The organism is Egibacteraceae bacterium, from assembly GCA_035540635.1.
Classification (GTDB): domain Bacteria; phylum Actinomycetota; class Nitriliruptoria; order Euzebyales; family Egibacteraceae; genus DATLGH01.
In genome coordinates, this window is record DATLGH010000021.1 from 42074 (window position 1) to 57040 (window position 14967).

Annotated in this window: 14 protein-coding genes; 7 read left to right on the forward strand and 7 right to left on the reverse strand. The window is 72.1% G+C overall.

The annotated features are described in order from the left end of the window. Window positions 1-41: 41 nt before the first annotated feature. The gene (locus VM324_04005) at window positions 42-737 is read right to left on the reverse strand and encodes a class I SAM-dependent methyltransferase (GenBank protein ID HVL98436.1); all 696 of its coding nucleotides are present in this window, start codon (window positions 735-737) and stop codon (window positions 42-44) included. A 103-nt stretch (window positions 738-840) separates the two neighbouring features. On the opposite strand from VM324_04005, the gene VM324_04010 reads away from it, so the two are divergent. Continuing rightward, complete coding sequence (locus VM324_04010) at window positions 841-1533, forward strand: glycosyltransferase family 2 protein (protein HVL98437.1); 693 nt, start codon at window positions 841-843, stop codon at window positions 1531-1533. A gap of 50 nt (window positions 1534-1583) precedes the next feature. Beyond that, window positions 1584-2639 carry a glycosyltransferase family 2 protein gene (locus VM324_04015; GenBank protein ID HVL98438.1) on the forward strand — a complete coding sequence of 352 codons (1056 nt, stop codon included), beginning with the start codon at window positions 1584-1586 and terminating at the stop codon, window positions 2637-2639. Between the two features lie 26 nt (window positions 2640-2665). On the opposite strand, the gene VM324_04020 is transcribed toward VM324_04015, so the two are convergent. Both VM324_04020 and VM324_04025 read right to left on the reverse strand, forming a co-directional pair. Continuing rightward, window positions 2666-4477, reverse strand: coding sequence for a right-handed parallel beta-helix repeat-containing protein (locus VM324_04020; GenBank protein HVL98439.1), 1812 nt, complete (start codon window positions 4475-4477; stop codon window positions 2666-2668). A gap of 184 nt (window positions 4478-4661) precedes the next feature. Then, window positions 4662-5444 (reverse strand): class I SAM-dependent methyltransferase, encoded by a 783-nt coding sequence (locus tag VM324_04025; GenBank protein HVL98440.1) that lies wholly within the window; start codon window positions 5442-5444, stop codon window positions 4662-4664. A 110-nt stretch (window positions 5445-5554) separates the two neighbouring features. Between VM324_04025 and rfbF the strand changes: the two genes are divergently transcribed. The 5 genes from rfbF to VM324_04050 are packed head-to-tail and all read left to right on the forward strand — an operon-like array spanning window position 5555 to window position 9888. Further along, window positions 5555-6370, forward strand: a complete 816-nt coding sequence (gene rfbF, locus VM324_04030) for a glucose-1-phosphate cytidylyltransferase (protein ID HVL98441.1) — start codon at window positions 5555-5557, stop codon at window positions 6368-6370. Window positions 6371-6409: 39 nt separating this feature from the next. Next, window positions 6410-7636 carry a class I SAM-dependent methyltransferase gene (locus VM324_04035; GenBank protein ID HVL98442.1) on the forward strand — a complete coding sequence of 409 codons (1227 nt, stop codon included), beginning with the start codon at window positions 6410-6412 and terminating at the stop codon, window positions 7634-7636. Continuing rightward, window positions 7633-8163, forward strand: a complete 531-nt coding sequence (gene rfbC, locus VM324_04040; GenBank protein HVL98443.1) for a dTDP-4-dehydrorhamnose 3,5-epimerase — start codon at window positions 7633-7635, stop codon at window positions 8161-8163. Before VM324_04035 ends, rfbC begins: the two co-directional genes overlap by 4 nt. After that, the gene (locus tag VM324_04045) at window positions 8153-9046 is read left to right on the forward strand and encodes an NAD-dependent epimerase/dehydratase family protein (GenBank protein ID HVL98444.1); all 894 of its coding nucleotides are present in this window, start codon (window positions 8153-8155) and stop codon (window positions 9044-9046) included. Before rfbC ends, VM324_04045 begins: the two co-directional genes overlap by 11 nt. Beyond that, window positions 9043-9888 (forward strand): glycosyltransferase, encoded by an 846-nt coding sequence (locus VM324_04050; GenBank protein ID HVL98445.1) that lies wholly within the window; start codon window positions 9043-9045, stop codon window positions 9886-9888. Before VM324_04045 ends, VM324_04050 begins: the two co-directional genes overlap by 4 nt. A gap of 24 nt (window positions 9889-9912) precedes the next feature. On the opposite strand, the gene VM324_04055 is transcribed toward VM324_04050, so the two are convergent. Genes VM324_04055 through VM324_04070 form a run of 4 tightly spaced genes read right to left on the reverse strand, consistent with a single transcriptional unit; the run spans window position 9913 to window position 14739 of the window. Beyond that, window positions 9913-10905, reverse strand: coding sequence for an NAD-dependent epimerase/dehydratase family protein (locus VM324_04055; GenBank protein HVL98446.1), 993 nt, complete (start codon window positions 10903-10905; stop codon window positions 9913-9915). After that, entirely contained in the window at window positions 10902-11369 is a 468-nt protein-coding gene (locus VM324_04060) for a GtrA family protein (GenBank protein HVL98447.1), read from the reverse strand. The genes VM324_04055 and VM324_04060 overlap by 4 nt, the downstream gene beginning before the upstream one ends. After that, complete coding sequence (locus tag VM324_04065) at window positions 11366-12973, reverse strand: glycosyltransferase family 39 protein (protein ID HVL98448.1); 1608 nt, start codon at window positions 12971-12973, stop codon at window positions 11366-11368. The genes VM324_04060 and VM324_04065 overlap by 4 nt, the downstream gene beginning before the upstream one ends. Beyond that, window positions 12970-14739: a hypothetical protein gene (locus VM324_04070; protein HVL98449.1), complete on the reverse strand. Its 1770-nt coding sequence runs from the start codon at window positions 14737-14739 to the stop codon at window positions 12970-12972. The genes VM324_04065 and VM324_04070 overlap by 4 nt, the downstream gene beginning before the upstream one ends. Window positions 14740-14967 lie beyond the last annotated feature (228 nt).

Below are 14967 nucleotides of genomic sequence, written 5' to 3' on the forward strand. Positions count from 1 at the left end.
GGCTTGCGGTCACTGGCCCGCCCTGTGGGGGGTGGGCCCGCTCACCGCGGGGAGGGAACCGCGTCGATGAAGCTCTGCTGTCCGAACACCCGCCAGAGGAGCGGCACACGAAGGTAGACGCGCAGGAGCCGGGCGGAGGCCGGCAGCCGTCCCTGGGTGGTGTAGGGCAGGAACCGCACGATCACCTCGCGCACGGCGAACCCGTTCGTCTCGAGCGCCTCGGTGAGGCTGCGGTCGTCGAGTGGCGTGATGTGGTCGAAGAACATCCAGTAGTCGCGGGCGCAGAAGCGGATGTTCGGCTGGAGGATGAGCAGTCGCCCGGTGGGCCGCAGCACCCGACGGACCTCCCGCAGGGTGCCGACGATCTGCTCGCGGGTGATGTGCTCGAAGAAGTTGCTGGCGAACACCACGTCCACCGACGCGCTCGCGACGGTGCCGAGGTCGTCGGAGGGCGTGCAGATGACCTCGACGTCTCCGGCGGCATGCTGCCTGCAGTCGGCGTTGAGGTCGACGGCGATCTTCCTGCGCGCGCGGACGACGTTCGTGAACTCGCAGTAGCCGGCGCCGATCTCCAGGAAGTCCGCGTCGGCGGGGACGAAGCGGCTGAAGAAGTCCTCGTAGAGGACCTGCCACATCTGCGCGCGTGCCTCGGGGTCGCTGAAGCGGCGGCGGTACATGCGCCCGAGGTCACCACCCTCCGGGGCTCGGGACCCGGCCTCTTCCTCGTGCAGGACCATGCGCCTCCCTTCGACAGGGGCGCATCCTACCCACCAGAGGCCTGGCCTGGGGTCCGGGCTATGCTTCGTGACCGTTCCGACTCGCGGAGAGTTGCCGGTGCCCATGTTGAGTCTCGTCATGCCGGTCCACAACGAGGGGGCGACGTTGCGCACCGCCCTCGAACGGCTCGGCAAGGTCGACATGCCGGTGCCGTGGGAGCTCATCATCTGCGACGACGGCTCGACGGACGGGGCCGTCGACGCCGTCTCCCGGGACTGGGTGTCCGGCGCGGTGCGGGTGCGGGTGACCCGCGCTCGGGTGAACCGGGGGAAGGGAGCGGCGCTGCGGCGCGGCTTCGCGCTCGCCGAAGGCGACATCCTCGGGGTGCAGGACGCGGACCTCGAGTACGACCCCGCAGACATCCCCCAGCTGCTCCGCCCGATCCTCCACGGCGACGCCGGTGTGGTGTTCGGCACCCGCCAGTTCGGCGCCCACGCGGCCTACTCGTTCTGGTACGTCGTCGGCAACCGTCTGCTGACGCTCGTGGCGGGCGCGCTGTTCGACCGCTACATCACCGACGCCTACACCTGCTACAAGTTCTTCACCCGGGACCTCTACGAGGGCACTGATCTCACCGCCACCGGCTTCGAGATCGAAGCGGAGCTCACCGGCGGGCTGCTCCGGCAGAAGCCCCGCGTGTTCGAGGTGCCGATCACCTACACCGCGCGCAGCCGCGAGGAGGGCAAGAAGATCCGCGCCGCTGACGGCTGGACCGGCCTGGTTCGGCTCGTGCGGGTGCGCGTGCGGGGCCGCTGACCTCGCCTCCCCGTCCCGCTCCCGGGCTGTGCGTCTCTATCCTTCCCGGCATGTGGCCAGACGTGTCGGTGCTGCTGCCCGTCCTCGACGAGGCGGCCACGATCGACGCGTGCCTCGCGTCCCTGACGGCCCAGGACTACCCCGGACGGCTGGAGGTCGTCGTGGCCGACGGCGGCTCGCGGGACGGCACCGGCGAGCGCCTCGCGGCGTGGAGCAGGAGCAACCCGGCAGTGCGCGTCGTGGACAACCCCGCCCGCCTGCAGTCCGACGGCGTGAACGTCGCGGCACGGCGGGCCGGCGGGGAGATCCTCGTGCGCGCCGACGCGCACACCACGTACGCGCCGGACTACGTTCGCCGTTCGGTCGAGGCGCTGCGCTCCACCGACGCGGTGGCCGTCGGCGGGCTCCTGCGCCCGGAGGGCACGACTCCCTTCGGGCGGGCGGTTGCCGCCGCGATGCGCTCGCCACTGGCGGTCGGCCCGGGCCGCTTCCACCACGCCCGGCTGCGCCAGACGGTCGACACCGTCTACCTCGGGGCCTTCCGCGCCGCCGACTTCCACCGTCTCGGCGGCCCGCGCAGCCTGCCGTCAGGGGTTGCCGAGGACGCCGACCTCTACTACCGCTGGCGGCGCGCCGGCGAGACGGTGCTCCTCGACCCCGCCATCCGCTCGACCTACCGGCCCCGGGAGTCCCCCGCCGCGCTGTGGCGCCAGCACGTGCGCTACGGGCGGGGCAAGGCCGAGATGCTGTGGCTGAACCGCCGCCTGCCCTCCTGGCGGCCGCTCGGCCCCGCGGGGCTCGTGGCCGGCCTCCTCGCCGGTGGTCTCGCGGCCGCCTCAGGGCGCCCGCGCCCGCTGCGGCTCCTGGTGGGAGCGTGGTCCGCGGTCGTCGTGGCGGCGGCCGCCGGCTCAGCCCGCTCCCCCGCCGCCGCCCTGAGAGTGGCCGCGGCCACGGCGATCATGCACCTGGGCTACGGCCTCGGGCTGCTTCGCGGTCTGCTCGCGGGTCCGGGGGCGGTCGCCGCGGTCGCGCGGTCAACGGTGGACCGCCACCCGTCGGATGCAGGAGAGCCCGGCCCCGCGGGTGACGGGGCCGGGCTCGCCTGAGACCGCTGACGCGCCGAACGGCCTTGCTACGACGCGTTGCCGCCGTGGCCGCGGTTGTGCTCCTGGCCTCCGCCGTCCTGGCGGCCCGGCGCGTCACCCGACCTTCCGGGACCCTCGCCGGCCCCGGTGCCACCCCTGGCCACGCACGGCTGGTTCACCGTGCCGAACCAGTTGCGGAACCAGTTGTTCGTCCAGGCGGGGCTCTCCCCCGGCACGGAGCCGCAGTTGGGGTTGGCGTCCTCGCCGTCGAACTCGCCGTTGCCGCGGCCCCGGTTGTCCATCAGCGAGGCGCCCGCCCCCGGAGCGACGTGCCGCCGCTCGTTGAGCGTGTTCGTGATCACGTGGATGGTCACCGGCCCGGTCTGGGTCAGGTTGTAGAGCTCGAAGCCCACCCGGTACTGGGTGGACAGCACCGGGATGCTCTGCGGCCCGACCGAGCCGAAGTTGTGGGTGGTGCGGCCGGGGGTCTGGCCCTCGTTGAACATGACCACGGCGCTGGCGCCGGCGGCCACGGCGTTGGCGACCTTCGCCACGAACGTGCAGGTGCCGCGCTGGATGAGCGCCACGTCGCCCGCCTGGAAGCCTGCGTTCGTGAAGTCGGACCTCTCGCACGCGCTGGTGGAGGTGTCCACCGGGTTGGGGTTGCTCGTCGCCGTGGCGTTGGGGTGCAGGGCGATGTCGATGGCCACGAGGCGCGCGGTCACGTCGCCGCTGCCCGAGCCGGGCATGACCTGGTAGTCGGTGCCCTCGACGTAGGGCGGCAGGTCGGGCGTGACCACGTCGAGCAGCGTGGGCCCGAGGTTTCTGAACGTCTGGGCGAACAGCGGGCCGCCGAGGAAGATCCCCGACAGGCCGTTGTCGTTCACCGCGTTGCGGTTGATCGTGTTGCCCCGTGAGTTTGACCCCACGAAGATGCCGTCGGCCTGGTTGCCCGTCGAGGTGTTGCCCACGATCGTGGTCTCCTGGGCGGGGCAGACCACAGCCGACGGTCCCTGACGCAGGATGTTGATGCCCGAGGCGATCGAGGTGCCGGCGGTGCCGCTGACCTTGTTGTTGGTGACGATGTTGCCCCGGTTGTAGGGCTCGGGCGGATTCGTCGGGTTGAGGTTGCACACGGTGCCGTGCAGGCCGATGCCGGCGAGCAGGCCGTTCTCGACGACGTTGTTGTCGACCCGGTTGCCCTCCGCGCCCGGGCCCTCGATGCGGATGCCCTCGTCCTGGAAGCGGTTGCCGCAGCCGGTTTGCCCGACCGGGGTGACGATGTTGTTGTCGCGCACCCGGTTGCTGCGGATCAGGTTGTTGTCGGAGTCGCCGATGATCGTGATGCCGCCGAACGGGCCGTTGTTGATGACCTGGTTCTGCGTGATGGTGTTGTTGCTCGAGTCTTGGACGGCGATGCCGTCACCGAGCAGGCACGGCGGGCGGGTGAAGTCGTTGATGTTGTCCCTGGCGACGATCTGGCGGACGGTGTTGCCCGCGCCGCCTTCGACGAGCACGCCGGCGTCGAAGCCGGTCACGGTGCCGTTACGCACGGTCACGCCGCTGACGTCGGCCAGTCGGATGCCCGCGTGGTTGCCGTCGCCGTTGGCCGCGAAGACCCTGAAGCCGTTGAGGTCGAGGGTGATGCCGTCCGCGTCGACGACGAGGCCGTCACCCGGGCAGGGGCCGACGTCGCCGTGCAGGGTGGTGCTCGCGCTGATCGTGGTCCCGCAGGCGACGTGGTCGGCGGCCGCGGGGCCGACGAGCGCCGTCGTCATGAGCAGTGCCGCGGCCAGTGCCGTGGCAAGAGCCGCACTGAAGCGCCGTGAAGGCGCAGCAGAAATTCCGTCCAGGTTCATAGGTTCCCTCTTTCTGTGCCCGACCGACCGCCCCGTAGCGGTCTTCCCCATTTGTGTGGTGCGTGCCGCAGCGGCATTGGATCACACAGCCAGGTTTCGGGTAAGTGCGTCGAGCACTGACGCGAAGCTGGCGTTCGCGCCTCGGTCACCTGGGTGGGCCTTGACGTGAATGGCCGCGCGATCGTCAGTCGTCGAACTCGACGACGGCGATCTGCCGATAGGCGGGCGTGCCGTTGGCACGGGCGAGCGCCGACGACAGCCAGGTGAGCGCAACCCACGCGACCTTGTCAGGCAGGCGCCGGCGGATCCAGCGGTTGACCACCCACGTGCGCACGCGGAGGTTGGCGTTGGGCACGAGGGTGACGTTGCCGCGGCGATCCCATTGGCGCATCGCGGCGTCGATCGCCGCACGCAGGTCGTCCGCGCGCGGGAGCCCGTACTCGAGGTGCTCGAGCAGGTAGCGGTAGTCGACGCCACGAACCTCGCGGAAGAGCGCCGCCACGGCGCGGTCGTGCTCCTCGGCGGCGGGCCCGCAGGGCACCGCCACGACGAGCAGCCGGCCGGCGATGCGGACGAGCTCCGCGATCGCCCCCGGTCGCACCTCGGCGGGCATGTGCTCGAGCATGTCGACGGAGATCACGCACGGCCGGGACCGGTCGTCGAACGGGGTCTCGACAACGGACGCGTCCACCGGGGTCAGCAGGGGATGGGGCGCCGGCAAGAAGCTGGTGTCGACCCCGGTGATCGGCGCGCGCAGGTAGGGGGCGATGCCGGCGGGGCCGGAGCCGACGTCGGTGACGTGGTCGCGCATACCCCGGGACCGGATGAGCCGCACGATCGGCAGGTAGCGCATCGCGACGTCGGGGTTCCAGTCGTGCCGGCGTCCGAGCAGCAGCTTTGCCATCACCGCCTCCGCGGGCGTGCGTTCGTCACGCTCGATGGCTGCCCTGGCGGCGTCGTCGTCCACCCGGCGAGCCTACCGAACCGGACGGCCACCGCCGTCGCATCCTCGCCGCGGCCAGCCGGCACCCGGCCGGTTCCGGTGCGACGGCGGAGCGGCTGGTATCCTCTGCGCCCGTGCCCGTGGAGAGCGAGTCGTCATCGGCGCGGCGTGCGCCCTCCCTGCAGTGCGCCATCCTCGCGGGCGGGCGCGGCACGCGCATCGCCGAGGAGTCGCACCTGCGACCCAAGCCGATGATCGAGATCGGGGGGCGGCCGATCCTGTGGCACATCATGAAGTCCTACGCCGAGCACGGCGTCTCCGACTTCGTCATCTGCCTGGGCTACCGCGGTTACATGATCAAGGAGTACTTCGCCAACTACTTCCTGCACGCCTCCGACGTCACGATCGACATGCGGACGAACACCTGCGTGTACCACGACAACCGCAGTGAGCCGTGGCGCGTCACGCTCGTCGACACGGGCGACCGTACGCAGACAGGCGGCAGGATCCGGCGCATCAAGGACTACCTCCACCCGGGCCAACCCTTCTGTCTCACCTACGGCGACGGTCTCGGTGACGTCGACATCGCCGCGGAGATCGACTTCCATCGGGCACACGGCAAGCTGGCGACAATGACCGTGGTGCAACCACCGGCGCGCTTCGGCGCCTCGCTCATCGACGGTGACGAGGTGGTGGGGTTCGAGGAGAAGCCGCAGGCCGACGGCGGCTACATCAACGGCGGCTTCTTCGTGCTGGAGCCCGGGGTGCTCGACCTCATCAGCGGGGACGACACCGTCTGGGAGCGTGGGCCCCTGGAGCGTCTGGCCGCCGCCAACGAGCTCGCCGCCTGGCGCCACGCCGGCTTCTGGCAACCGATGGACACGCTGCGGGAGAAGGAGCTGCTCGAGTCGCTGTGGGTGAGCGGGAAGGCCCCGTGGAAGACGTGGTAGCCGCGCGAGCGATCGTGCCGACGCGGCGAGCGACGCCCGGTGCCTGACTGCCGGTCCTGCGGCACGCCGCTCGTCCACACGGTCGTGGACCTCGGTCACACGCCCCTGGCGAACTCCTACGTCGAGCCGGAGGCCGCCGGTGAGCCCGACGTCCGCTATCCCCTCCATGCGCGGGTCTGCCACCGGTGCCTGCTCGTGCAGGTCGACGACGTCGTCCCGCCGGAGGAGATCTTCACCGACTACGCCTACTTCTCGTCCTACTCCGACAGCTGGGTCGAGCACGCTCGGCGCTTCGCCGAGCACGCGCGGCGGCGGCTGTCGCTCGGCCCCGACAGCCTCGTGGTCGAAGTCGCGAGCAACGACGGCTACCTGCTACGCCACTTCCTGGCGGCGGGCACCCGGGTGCTCGGCGTGGAGCCGGCCGTGAACGTCGCGAAGGCCGCCGAGAGCGCAGGGGTGCCGACGGAGGTCCGCTTCTTCGGTGAGGCGACCGCCAGAGACCTCGCCCACCGCGGCATGGCCGCCGACCTGCTCGTCGGCAACAACGTCCTCGCACACGTCCCGGACCTCAACGACTTCGTGCGCGGTCTGCGCATCCTGCTGAAGCCGGCCGGCACGATCTCGATGGAGTTCCCCCACCTGCTCCACCTCATCGAGCAGGTGCAGTTCGACACCATCTACCACGAGCACTTCTCGTACCTGTCGCTGCTCGCCGTCGAGGCAGCGTTCGCGCGGCACGGGCTGCGGGTGTGGGAGGTCGAGGAGCTGCCCACGCACGGCGGCAGCCTGCGCATCCTCGCCTGCCACGCCCACGACCCCCGACCGGACGGTCCCGGGCTCGACCGGGTTCGCGCTCGGGAGGCACGGGCGGGCCTCGGCTCGCTCGACACCTACGCCGGCTTCGCCGACCGGGTGGCCGCATGCTGCCAGGAGCTGCGCGGGTTCCTCGACACGGCCGCGCACGCCGGCAAGCACGTGGCCGCCTACGGCGCCGCCGCGAAGGGCAACACGCTGCTGAACTGCTGCGGCATCGGCACGGACCGCGTCGGGTACGTCGTCGACCGTAGCCCTCACAAGCAGGGGCGGCTGCTGCCGGGCAGCCGCCTGCCGATATGCGCTCCGGAGCGCATCGCGGAAACCCGGCCCGACTACCTGCTCGTCCTGCCCTGGAACCTGGTCGACGAGATCACCGAGCAGATGGCGGAGATCCGGGAGTGGGGCGGGCGGTTCGTCGTCGCGATCCCCTCGACACGCGTGCTGTCGTGAGGTTCCGGGAGACGGCGCTGGCCGGCGTGCTCGTCGTGCAGCCCGAGCCGGTGAGGGACGAGCGCGGGCTCTTCGCCCGCACCTGGGACCGGCAGCTCTTCGCGGCACGTGGACTCGAGACCGCGCTTGCGCAGTGCAGCGTGTCGTTCAACCGCCGCCGCGGCACTCTGCGTGGGATGCACTTCCAGGCGGCGCCCCACGGGGAGGCGAAGCTCGTGCGCTGCACGGCGGGTGGCGTGTACGACGTCGTCATCGACCTGCGTGCGGGATCACCGACGCGGGGCAGGTGGCACGCGGTGGAGCTCACCGCGGAGAACCGGTACGGGTTGTACGTGCCACCCGGCTGCGCGCACGGGTTCCTGACCCTCGTCGGCAACACCGAGGTCTTCTACCAGATCTCGGAGTTCTACCACCCGGAGGCTTCCCGGGGCGTGCGCTGGGACGATCCCGCATTTGCCGTCGTGTGGCCCGAGCGGCCGGCCGTGCTGTCGGAGCGCGACGCGACGTATCCCGACTATGCCGGCTGAGCGCGGCACGGTCCTCGTCACGGGAGCAGCCGGCTTCATCGGCCGACAGGTCGTTGCGACGCTTCGGGAGCGCGGAGACGACGTCGTCACCGCCGCTCACCGTTGGGACGGCATCGCCGAGATCGACGACCTCCTCGCGGGCCGCAGGCTCGACCGCTGCATCCACCTCGGCTGGTACGCCCACCCGCGCGACTACCTCACCGCCGTCGAGCCCAACGCCGACTCCCTGATGGCGACCCTCGCCCTTGCCGATCTCGTCGAGCGGCAGGGCGCGAACGCGCTCGTGGTCGCGGGCAGCTCCGCGGAGTACGGACCCGCGGCCACGGCGCTGTCCGAGGACGCACCCCTCGCGCCGTCCACCGTCTACGGCGCGGCGAAGGCGATGGGGCACGCGCTGCTGCGACGCCGGCAGGCGCGTACCCGTGTCGCGTGGGCCCGGCTGTTCAACGTCATCGGCAGGGGCGAGCATCCGTCGCGGGTGGTGCCCCTCGTGGCCCGCTCCCTGCTCGCGGGGCGACCGATCGGCTTGAGCCCCGGCACGCAGGTTCGCGACTACATCGACGTGCGCGACGTGGCCGCAGCGCTCGTCGCGTTGGCCGACTGCGCCTGCGCCGGCGCCTACAACGTGTCGACGGGAAGAGGCGTCGCCCTGCGCGCCCTGCTCGAACAGCTCGCCCGCCATGCCGGCGGGCCCGAGCTGCTGCGTTTCGGTGAGCGGGCGTTCGCCCCCGACGAACGCGAGGTCGTGGTCGGCGACCGGTCGCGGATCTTTCGGGACACCGGCTGGGAACCGCGCGTGTCGATGGAGGAGCTGGCCGCCGACGTGATGCGCTACTGGAGGGACCGGGACGCCGGCGACGACGCCGGGGGAGCCCCACGGTGACGGTGTCGGTGTGCACGCCTGTGTACAACGGCGAGCGGTACATCGGCGACACGATCCGCTCCGTTCTCGCCCAGGACTACAAGGACCTCGAGCTGATCGTCTCCGACAACTGCTCGACGGATGCGACCGTGGAGGTCGTTCGCGGATGCGCGGATCCGCGCATCCGTCTCGTGCGCAACGAGCGCAACATCGGGGCCATAGCCAACTGGAACCGGGTCCGGCAGCTCGCGCGGGGCCGGTACGTGAAGCTCCTGCCGGCCGACGACGTCCTCTACCCCGACTGCCTGTCGACGCAGGTCGGGGTGCTCGACGACGCCGCGCACCGTACGGTCGCGCTCGTGTGCGCCAAGCGCGACATCGTCGACGAGGCCGGCGGCCTACTGTGGCCCGCTCGCGGGCTCGGGGGGATGACCGGGCCCGTCAGCGCACGCGAGGCCATCCGCCGGTGCGTGCGGGCGGGCGCAAACCTCATGGGTGAGCCTGCGGCCGTCCTCGTGCGCGCCGATGCGCTGGCCCGAGCGGGGCCCTTCGACGACCGGCTGCCGTACATGATCGACTTCGAGCTGTGGTCGCGCGTGCTCCGCCACGGCGACCTCTACGCGGTCCGCCGGGCCCTGTGCACCTTCCGGGTCACGAGCACCTCGGAGAGCGTCGCCGTCACCGCTCACCAGGGAGCGCAGGCGCGCGCGCTCCTGCGTCGGCTCCGCGCCGAGGGCGCCTTCGGTGTCACGGCCGCCGACCTGGCGCTGGGCCTCCCGCGGGCCTCGCTCGCGCCCTACCTGCGCCGGCTCGCCTACCTGGAGGTGCGCCGTCGGCGGGCGATGACCCGCAAGCGCGCCTGAGTACGGGCCTCCGGCACGCCGCGGTCAGGAGCCGAGCAGGTCCCGGTACCACGCGACCGTCTCGCGCAGGGCATCCTCGAGCGTCCAGGCCGGCCGCCACCCGAGGCGGTCGCGTGCCTTGCTCGCGTCGAGGAACTGGTCCCTGATCTCCCCCGACGCCTCGTTCAGCACGAGCGGCTCGACGTCTTCCCGGCCCATCGCCTGGCAGACCGCGTCGTACATCGCGAGCACCGACCGGGGCGACTCGTCGCTGACGTTGTAGTCCTCCCCCGCCGCGCCGGCCTCCGTCACCGCCTCGGCCACCTGCAGGTAGGCGGCCGCGACGTCGTCCACGTAGAGGTAGTCGCGCAGGAAGGTGCCGTCCGAGCGGATGAGCGGCTGCTCGCCCCGGATGAGGGACCTGATCGTTCCGGGCACGAGACGGGACCAGTTGAGGTCGCCGGGACCGTAGATGTTGCCGCAGCGCACGACCGCCACCGGCGTCGCGTAGGTGTGGAAGTACGACTGCGCGATGAGGTCCGCGCACGACTTCGACACCTCGTACGGCGCCCGGCCCCGCAGGGGGTGGCCCTCCCGATACGGCAGGTCGGGATGGTCGCCGTAGGCCTTGTCGCTGGAGGCGACGACGACGCGTCGCACGAGCCCCCCGTGGTGGCGTGCCGCCTCGAGCACGTGCCAGGTGCCCCGGATGTTCGTCTCGAAGGCCTGGAGGGGGGCCCGCCGGGCGCTCCCGACGATCGTCTGGGCCCCGAGGTGGAAGACCGTGTCGACCTCGTGGTCGGTGATGGCGCGCTCGACGGCGGCGTAGTCCTCGAGCCGGCCGTTCACCACGTTCACCCGCGCGACGAGCCCGCTGCGGTACAGCTCGGACTGCGGGTCGACGTCGCGCACGAGCGCGACGACCGACGCGCCGGCCTCGACGAGCCGGCGGCTGAGGAGGGCGCCCACGAGGCCGGAGGCTCCCGTGACGAGCACATGCTTCCCCGACCAGAAGGTGCCCGTCCCCACGGAGCTCATGGGCCGGGCCTCGGCGCCGCATCATGGGGTAGGGACGGGGCGGGCGCCGGCCGCCGGAACGAGAAGCGCTTGTGCCCGAGATAGGTCGCGACCGCCATCACCGCCACGAGGAGCCACTGGGCGGCCAGGACGTGCATCCCGACGAGCTCGACGAGGAGGGGCAGGAGCGCCAGGTTGGCCGCGAGCGCCCCGAGGTGGACGGACACGTAGCGGGGGAAGTCGCGCACGAGGTTGCCCTTCACCCGGAACACGATGGTGCGGTGGAGCAGGTAGGCCACCACCGTCGCGGCGGCGTAGGCGGCCACCAGCAGGAGGGTGTAGTGCACGCGCCCGGCCCCGAGGAGCACGAGGACGGCGAAGAGGAAGTACCCGAAGGCCGTGTTGAACCCCCCGACGACGAGGAAGCGGGCCCGCTCCGAGGCGTAGAGGGCGCGCCAGCTGATCGGCCGTCCGGGCAGTCTCACCGGACCAGGCCCTCGTGCGGCTCGGCGCGGCCGGGGAAGTAGACGAGGCGTGCCGACTCGTAGAACCCCCTCCCCTCCCCCACGATCGGGCGGGCTGTGGCGCGCAGGTCGCCGAGCCGGTCGGCGAGGGCCTCGCACTTGGCGCCCAGCGTCTGGTAGCTCTCCTGCCATACCAGCCACACGCCCCCGAAGTCGCCCGCACGTCGGTGCACGCGGTCAGCGAACGCCGCCGCGCTCGCCCGGCGGTTGCGGGCGGCGTAGTCGGTCCAGTCCACGCGGACCGCGGCCCCCTCATCGGGAAAGCGCACCTGCGCGAGGCCGTCGCGCACCAGCCGGTGGTGCGCTGGTCCGAGCTGGTCGGGGCAGTAGACGATCACGTCGCCGTCTTCGGCGTGCGCGTTGATGGCCGCGGCCACGATGCCGGCCTGCGTTCGCTGCTCGGTGATGTTGGGAATCCCGCCGGCGAGTCCCAGCACGACGGCCACTGCCAGGGCGCCGCGATACAGGGGGCGGTGGGTCAGCACACCCAAGCCCATGGCCACGAGCAGCAGGAAAGGCCCGAGCACGACGGCGGCGTAACGCGCGTGGTAGGCGCTGCCCACCACCATGCTGACGCCGATCGCCAAGGCGAGCGTGCCGAACACGACGCCCGCGAGCTGCGTGGCCGTGGGGCGGGGACGCAGGTCGAACTGCAGGCGACGTGTCGCGACCTGCGTGCCGAACAGCGCCAACGCGCAGGCGCCGAAGAACACCATCACGAGGGGGATGCCGAAGTCGTTGACGCCACCCGCGAACGTGACGATCGCCGCCGCGACGGCGGACGGCCGCCCCGTCTCGCCCCACGGCGTTCCCGTGTGGGCGAGCTGGACGAGGAAGCTCGGCAGCCACGGAAGGAAGAGCAACCCACCGGCGGCGACGGCGCCGAGGGCGGCGAGCGAGGAGGCGCGGCCGACCCGGGCTGCGGCACGGACGAGCAACAGCAGGACGACCGTGGCGAGGAGGAACAACGCCCAGTAGTGGGTGAGCGCCAGCATCCCCGACAGGAGCGCCACCGCGACGAGGCGCGGTGCCGTGGGTCGTTCGAGAGTGGCGGTCAGGGCCAGGAACCCGAGCAGCGTGAAGACGACGAGCAGCGTGTACATCCGCGCCTCGGTCGCGTAGCGGACCGCGTAGGGGGAGCTCGCCAGCAGCAGCAGCGCCGCCCATCCGACCCGGGCTGCCCCGAGCCGCTTCCCGCAGAGCCAGATCAACGGGAGCGCGCCCACGCCGAGCACCCCGGACAGCGCGCGCACGGCGAGATTGCCGTCCCCGAAGGGGACCATCCATGCGTGCAGGAGGACGTAGTACAGGGGCGGATGGCCGTCCTGGCGCAGCGCGGCGAACAGCTCGGGCAGGGGCAACGCGGCGATGTTGACGCTGAGCGCCTCGTCGAGCCAGAGCTCGGAGGTCGTGAGGAACCGCAGGGCGACGCCGGCGACGATCGCCGCGGCCGCGGCCAGCCGAACGGACCACACCGCCAGGGGCCGTCCGCGCTCACCCGACTCCGTCGGCGAGCGCTTCGCCGCCCGCGAGTCCGGCACGGCGGGCCGTGAGGACACGCTCACCGGGACCGGTCCTCGCGCCGCAGGACGTAGAGGTGCACCGGGCCACGGTGCAGCATCGACGAGTAGCCGACGCGCTCGACAGGTTCGTAGCCCGGCTCACGGTGGCTCGCCACGACGTAAGTGGAGTCGGTGGCCGGCGCCAACGTCTGCGTCCACCAGGGGCCGCGTCGTGTCCGCGGCTTCATGTCGCGCGCCGACGGGTCGTGCACGTGGTAGCCGTCCCAGGCGTATCCGGCGTCGATCTTCGTTGGCGGGACGCCCTCGTCGGTGAGCCGTTCCGCGAGCTCCCAGACCGTGCTCTGGAAGACCAGCAGGTCCCGCGTCCCGACGGCCGAGTAGACCGCGAGGCAGCCGGTGAGCACCCAGGCGACGACGAGCCTGGGCTGCACCCCCTGCACCGACCACAGAGCCAGGCCGACGGCCAAGGGCAGCAGCGGCAGCAGGTAGCGGTCGAAGGACACGAACGACTCGATGACACTGAGCGACGGGAGCACGGCCGCGACCGCCTGCACCAGGAGCAAGGCGAACACGAGCCCGGCCACGTCTGCGCGGCGCACCCGCTTGCCGAGCGTGCCGACGAGGGAGACCGTGAGCAGCAGCGCGGCGTAGGCGCAGGCGGTGGTCAGCGCCGCAGCCCATATCCGGCCGAACGCCTCCGGGCGACCTCCGACGAGGTCGGCGGGGCCGGTCCCCGCCCGGTTGAAGAACTGCCCGACGTAGGGCATGAGGCGACCGTTGCCGAAGCTCGTCAGGCCGCCGAAGAGCAGGAGCAGTCCCAGGGCGACGACCGTCCAGCCGCGCGCGGTCAACCGGCTCACGAGCCGGGGGATGCGACCGGCTGCGGCGGCCATGGCGGGCAGCGCGAAGAACCCCGCGTACATCACCTGGATGAACGCCAGTCGTCCCGCGACCAGCGCGGTGTCCCCCCAGCCCGCGCCCAGCGCCGCCCGCATGAACGCCGCCTGCGCCGACGCGACCCCGCCCGTGTACGACGCGATGACGAAGAAGGCGGCGGTCGACAGCAGCGGCACCGCGGCGACACGGGCGACGGCAAGGGCCCCGTGGCGGTCGGGGCGGGCCCGACCGGTCAGGACGAAGAACGCCGCGACGGCCAGCGGGATGAGCACGCCCGTGCTGCGTTGCAGGCACGCCAGCGTCGCGGCGACCGAGCCGGCCCAGAGGAACCGGGTGGCCCGCGGGTCGTCGCGCAGGCCGCGGGCGTACAGGTACGCCGCGAAGACGAGGAGGCCGGTGAAGTACGGGTCGGTCATGAAGGTGTACGCGAGCGCGAAGCCGACCGGGTTGAAAAGGTAGAGGGCCGAACCGAGCGCGCTGGAGGGCCGTGCGAGGCCGAGCTGGCGGCACAGGCCGTAGAAGGCCCAGCCGCTGAGGGCGACGAACACCACGGTGGCGAGGCGCAGAGCGCCGAACGTGTTGTCCGTCAGCGCGCCGAACGGTGCGCCCCAGAGGATCTGGAACAGGGCGCTTGCGCTTGCGACGTCGAGGATCTGCAGGCGCCTATCGGCAAGGAGGATCTCCACGGACCGGGCATAGGCCCAGTCGTCGCTGATCGCGACGGGAGCCAGGGTCGGCAACAGGGCCGCAGTGGCGAGGAAGGCGCCGAGGACCGCGGCGAGCTGCCAGTGGCCGCGGAGCAGCCCCCTTACGGCGGCAACCCGCCGCAGCGGTCGGCGGTGCGGGCGCTGCCCGCTCGCGCGGGGCGCGGGAGGTGCGGCAGCCGGCTCCGCCGCCGCCTTCCCGCTCACGCCCGCCACCTGTGCGCCGGACCGAGCCCCGCCACGAGGATGCGGAGCGCCACGTGGTGGGTCGCGAACCCCTCGGCCATGTCGCCGGACGCGGTGGGAGCGGACGTCATGGACAAGCGACCCCTCGACAGCGGGCTGCGATCACCCGAAGCAGGCGCGCGGCACGGCCAGTGTCGAGGCCCGGCGCGCCGACGCGCTGCCCGGCGAATGGTAGTGGCCTTCCTCGGC

Bases quoted from the DNA above. Each gene is read 5' to 3' on its own strand.
- VM324_04005 (HVL98436.1), bottom strand. From the start codon at position 737: ATGGTCCTGCACGAGGAAGAGGCCGGGTCCCGAGCCCCGGAGGGTGGT.
- VM324_04010 (HVL98437.1), top strand. From the start codon at position 841: ATGTTGAGTCTCGTCATGCCGGTCCACAACGAGGGGGCGACGTTGCGC.
- VM324_04015 (HVL98438.1), top strand. From the start codon at position 1,584: ATGTGGCCAGACGTGTCGGTGCTGCTGCCCGTCCTCGACGAGGCGGCC.
- VM324_04020 (HVL98439.1), bottom strand. From the start codon at position 4,477: ATGAACCTGGACGGAATTTCTGCTGCGCCTTCACGGCGCTTCAGTGCG.
- VM324_04045 (HVL98444.1), top strand. From the start codon at position 8,153: ATGCCGGCTGAGCGCGGCACGGTCCTCGTCACGGGAGCAGCCGGCTTC.
- VM324_04055 (HVL98446.1), bottom strand. From the start codon at position 10,905: ATGAGCTCCGTGGGGACGGGCACCTTCTGGTCGGGGAAGCATGTGCTC.